Source organism: Agrococcus sp. HG114, assembly GCF_024723325.1.
In the GTDB taxonomy this organism is placed as follows: Bacteria; Actinomycetota; Actinomycetes; order Actinomycetales; family Microbacteriaceae; genus Agrococcus.
Map to the genome: position 1 here is coordinate 1 of NZ_JANQCH010000163.1, position 4,510 is coordinate 4,510.

The 4,510-nt window shown below is 72.2% G+C and carries 5 protein-coding genes; 2 read left to right on the plus strand and 3 right to left on the minus strand.

The window, feature by feature from the left end:
- Nucleotides 1–225: 225 nt before the first annotated feature.
- Complete coding sequence (locus NWP09_RS11950; RefSeq protein WP_258275726.1) at nucleotides 226–708, minus strand: SRPBCC family protein; 483 nt, start codon at nucleotides 706–708, stop codon at nucleotides 226–228.
- A 47-nt stretch (nucleotides 709–755) separates the two neighbouring features.
- Complete coding sequence (locus NWP09_RS11955) at nucleotides 756–1,181, minus strand: SRPBCC family protein (protein WP_258275727.1); 426 nt, start codon at nucleotides 1,179–1,181, stop codon at nucleotides 756–758.
- A 144-nt stretch (nucleotides 1,182–1,325) separates the two neighbouring features.
- Between NWP09_RS11955 and argG the strand changes: the two genes are divergently transcribed.
- A complete protein-coding gene (gene argG / locus NWP09_RS11960) occupies nucleotides 1,326–2,747 on the plus strand; it encodes an argininosuccinate synthase (RefSeq protein WP_258275728.1) in 1,422 nt (473 codons plus the stop codon).
- A 45-nt stretch (nucleotides 2,748–2,792) separates the two neighbouring features.
- Here the strand turns inward: argG and NWP09_RS11965 are convergent, their stop codons facing one another.
- Nucleotides 2,793–3,305: a DUF2231 domain-containing protein gene (locus NWP09_RS11965; RefSeq protein ID WP_258275729.1), complete on the minus strand. Its 513-nt coding sequence runs from the start codon at nucleotides 3,303–3,305 to the stop codon at nucleotides 2,793–2,795.
- Nucleotides 3,306–3,448: 143 nt separating this feature from the next.
- On the opposite strand from NWP09_RS11965, the gene NWP09_RS11970 reads away from it, so the two are divergent.
- Nucleotides 3,449–4,510: DEAD/DEAH box helicase (locus tag NWP09_RS11970; protein WP_258275730.1), on the plus strand; the 1,062-nt coding region annotated here is incomplete at its 3' end.

Consider the following 4,510-nt stretch of genomic DNA (forward strand, 5'->3'; position numbering starts at 1 on the left):
GCCCGGCAGCGCGAGCTCGGCGCGGCCGTCGGCGAGCGACGCCGCCTCACGGCGGACGCGCCCGGGGAGCCACGGCGGCGCGAGCCGCTGCAGCGCCCCCGGGCGCGTGTGCCAGGCGAAGACCCGGTCGATGCTCTCGCCGACCTCGCTCCAGTGCTCGATGCTCATGGAGCGCACGCTACGGGAGCGGACCGGGTCGTCGGCTGTGGATCGGTCGGACGCGGCCTACTGGCCGAGGCGGTCGGTCGGGCGCTCGACGTCGCCCTCCCAGCCGGCGTCGACTGCCTGCTGGGCCGGCGTCGCCTCGGCGATCTCCTTGAAGCGCTTGAGGTCCTTGCCGATCTGCGCGTCGTCGATCTGCAGCAGCGCGCCCGCGGCCTCGACCACGCCCTGCGGCTTCCAGTCGATCTGCACGTTGACGCGGGTGGTGTCGTCGTCGATGCGGTGGAAGGTCACGACGCCCGCGTGGGTCTCGCCGTCGAGGCTGCGCCACGCGACGCGCTCGTCCATGTGCTGCTCGGTGATCTCGGCGTCGAACTCGCGCTCCACGCCCGCGATCGAGACGACCCAGTGCAGCGTCGTGTCGGTCAGCTGCGTGATCGACTCGACACCGCCCATGAACTTCGGGAAGTCCTCGAACTGGGTCCAGAGCGCGTAGACGGCGCTGATGGGGGCCTTGACGTCGATGCTGTCGGTGACCTGGGGCATGGTGGAGCTCCTTCTGTCTGTCGAGCGGATGTCTCGGGCCTGCGACGCTATGCGGCCTGGCTGAGCGTGCCCTCCGCGAGCGCTCGGAACCGAAGGAGATCGCAGCGGATCGTGAGCTCGTCGAGCTCGGTCAGGCCCGGCGCCCACAGGTCGCCGCGCGGCGACACGATGACCCGCACCCGCACCTCGGTGCGGTGCGGCCCGAGCTCGACGAGGTCGACCCACCAGCCGAGCGAGGACTGGTCGACGCTCACGAAGGCGAGGCGCTCGTCGGGCTCGTACTCGGTGACGATCGCGTAGAACGACCGGGGCAGACCGGCGATCGACGCGCGCCAGCGGAGGCGCTCGCTCGTCTCCGCGTAGACCGAGTCGACCCCGGTCAGGAAGCTCGGATACTGCTCGAACGCCGTCCAGAGCCGGAACACCTCGGCGCGCGAGGCGCCGACCTCGAATCGCTCGTCGACCTGCATCATCGCCTCCGGGTACGCCGCGAGGGGTGCATGTCCCCCAATCTACGGTCGCATGCGCCTCCTGACGCGGCAAGGGGCGTCTTCCCAGGTTCGCGTGCCCGCACCCGTGGGCCCGGCGCATCCGACCCCGAACGTAGGATTGAGGGCATGTCCAAGGTCCTCTCCTCCCTGCCCGTCGGCGAGCGCGTCGGCATCGCCTTCTCCGGCGGACTCGACACGTCGTGCGCCGTCGCGTGGATGCGCCACAACGGCGCCGTGCCGTACACCTACACCGCAGACATCGGGCAGTACGACGAGCCCGACATCGACGCGGTGCCCGGTCGCGCGACGGCCTACGGCGCGGAGGGCTCGCGGCTCGTCGACGCGAAGGAGGCGCTCGTCGAGGAGGGGCTCGTGGCGCTCGCGACCGGCGCGTTCCACATCCGCTCGGCCGGCCGGACGTACTTCAACACGACGCCGCTCGGGCGCGCGGTCACGGGCATGCTGCTCGTGCGCGCGATGAAGGAGGACGGCGTCGAGATCTGGGGCGACGGCTCGACCTACAAGGGCAACGACATCGAGCGGTTCTACCGCTACGGGCTCATGGCGAACCCGGCGCTGCGCATCTACAAGCCGTGGCTCGACGAGCGCTTCGTCACCGAGCTCGGCGGCCGCAAGGAGATGTCGGAGTGGCTCGTCGCGCACGGCTACCCCTACCGCGACGCGACCGAGAAGGCCTACTCGACCGACGCGAACATCTGGGGCGCGACCCACGAGGCGAAGACGCTCGAGCACCTCGACACGTCGATGGAGATCGTCGAGCCCATCATGGGCGTGCGCTTCTGGGACGAGTCGGTCGAGATCCCCACCGAGGACGTCACGATCCGGTTCGAGGCCGGGCGCCCGGTGGCGATCGACGGCGTCGAGTTCCCGGACGCGGTGGCGCTCGTGCACGAGGCGAACGCGATCGGCGGCCGGCACGGGCTCGGCATGAGCGACCAGATCGAGAACCGCATCATCGAGGCGAAGAGCCGCGGCATCTACGAGGCCCCCGGCATGGCGCTGCTGCACATCGCCTACGAGCGACTGCTCAACGCGATCCACAACGAGGACACGATCGCGACCTACCACGAGCAGGGCCGCCGCCTCGGCCGCCTCATGTACGAGGGCCGCTGGCTCGACCCGCAGTCGCTCATGCTGCGCGAGTCGATCCAGCGCTGGGTCGGGTCGTCGGTGACCGGCGAGGTCGTGCTGCGCCTGCGCCGGGGCGAGGACTACACGATCGTCGACACGCGCGGCGACTCGTTCTCGTACCACCCGGACAAGCTCTCGATGGAGCGCGTCGGCGACGCGGCGTTCGACCCGTCCGACCGCATCGGGCAGCTCACGATGCGCAACCTCGACATCGCCGACTCGCGCTCGCGGCTCGAGGGCTACGCGGCCGCCGGCCTCGTCGAGGGCGAGACGGCGAAGCTGCTCGGCGCGCTCGAGATCGGCCGCTCCGAGGAGATCGTCGCGTCGCCCGAGGCCGACCCCGAGGCGATCGAGCAGTGGAACGACCGCGCCGCGATGGACCTCGGCACGGACTAGCCGCCGTGGGGCTCGATGCCACCGCATCGAGCCCAGTGCCGGGTTTCAGAGCTTCTGGAAGCCCTCGACCTGCTTCTCCTCGCCCGCGACGCGCACGCCGTAGTGGTAGGCGAGCTTGCCGCCGAGGTACCCCGAGACGCTGATGAGCGCGAGGCCGATGAGGGTGAGCGCGATGCCGATGACGGGGATCTCCTCGCCGTCGGCGCTCGCCCGCGCGAGCCAGCTGAACGCGAACACGACGACCGCGAGCAGGTTGAGCACCATGTGCACGACCGCGGTGCGCTTCGCCGGGGTGCGCGGCGGGATGACGCTGTAGTCGAGGAACCCGAGGATGGCCGCGACGAGCGCCCCGACGATGCCGATGCCGACGAGGATCTGCGAACCCATCAGCAGTCCCGCCCGGTCCTCCGAGAGCAGCGCCATGACGTCGAAGACGAGCGCGGCGATCCACGAGCCCACGGGCACCGTGATGAGGATCGGGTGGAGCGGATGCCCGTAGGGCCCCGCGAGGATCGTGCGCGGGTGCTTGGCTCGATCGTCCGGGATGTGCGCGACCACGGGTCCTCCTCGGCTGCCTCGCCGCCCGGCGAGCCCGGGCCGGCGGTGGTCGCTCACCATAGCCGCGGTGCCTGACGGTGTCACGAGGGCAGATCCGGGCCCGCGCAGGCGGATGCTGAGGGCCGCTGTGCTGTACTGACCGGATGGGCGCCGCCCTCGAGCTCTTCTCCCCCGCGACCCGCGCGTGGTTCACGGGGGCGTTCCCCGCGCCGACGCCGGCGCAGGAGGAGGCGTGGACGGCGATCGCGCGCGGCGACCACACGCTCGTCGTCGCGCCGACCGGCTCGGGCAAGACGCTCGCCGCGTTCCTCTGGTCGATCGACCGGCTGCACCGCGAGGACGCGGAGCCGGGAGCGGCGCGCGAGCCCGGCGTGCGCGTGCTCTACGTCTCGCCGCTCAAGGCGCTCGCCGTCGACGTCGACCGCAACCTGCGCGCGCCGCTCGCGGGCATCGCCGCGCAGGGCCGCGCCGACGGGCTCGAGCCGCCGCCCATCCGCATCGGCCTGCGCACGGGCGACACCCCGCAGGAGGAGCGCCGGGCGCAGGCGAAGCACCCGCCCGACATCCTCATCACGACGCCCGAGTCGCTGTTCCTGCTGCTCACGAGCCGGGCGCGCGAGACCCTCCGCGCGGTCGAGACGATCATCGTCGACGAGGTGCACGCGGTCTTCCCGACCAAGCGCGGCTCGCACCTCGCGCTGAGCCTCGAGCGGCTCGACGCGATGCTCGCGGCCCCCGCGCAGCGCATCGGCCTCTCGGCGACGGTGAGCCCGGTCGACGAGGTCGCCGCGTTCCTCGGCGGACCGGCGCCGGTGAGCGTCGTCGCGCCGCCGAGCGAGAAGACGATCGAGCTCACGATCACGGTGCCCGTCGACGACATGACCGACCTGCGCGGCCCGCAGCGGCGCGACCAGCCCGGCTCGGCGCCGACCGGCAGCGCGTTCGGCTCGATCGAGGAGCAGCCCGAGCAGGCCTCGATCTGGCCGCACATCGAGCGCGAGGTGCTCGAGCTCGTCGACCGGCACCGCTCGACGATCGTGTTCGTCAACGCGCGCCGCGCGGCCGAGCGGCTCACCGCCCGGCTCAACGAGCTCGACGCCGAGCGGCTCGACGCGGCCGAGGCGGCCGCTGACGACGCGTCGGGGGCGGATGCGCGGCGGGGCGCGCGCGGCGACGGCGTCGTCCTGCGCGACGTGGCCGAGCAC